The organism is Streptomyces sp. NRRL F-5123, from assembly GCF_000721495.1.
Lineage (GTDB): Bacteria > Actinomycetota > Actinomycetes > Streptomycetales > Streptomycetaceae > Actinacidiphila.
Window position 1 is genome coordinate 1 of record NZ_JOHY01000238.1, and the last position, 213, is coordinate 213.

The 213-nt window shown below is 69.0% G+C and carries 1 pseudogene; it reads left to right on the top strand.

The window, feature by feature from the left end:
- A pseudogene (locus IH54_RS0139100) lies at positions 1 to 213 on the top strand (transcriptional regulator); the annotation flags it as partial.

Sequence of the window (213 nt, forward strand, 5' to 3'; positions counted from 1 at the left end):
GCTGGACGTCACGCACGCCACGATCCGCCGGATGGAGAAGGCCGAGGTCGGGCTCAAGCTTCCCTACGTCGAGAAGCTGCTCCACACCTACGGGGTCACCTCGCCGGAAGAGGTCTCCGGCTTCCTGGCCCTGGCCCGCGAGGCCAACCGCCCCGGCTGGTGGCACAGCTTCCGCGACGTCCTGCCCGACTGGTTCAGCGCGTTCGTCAGCCT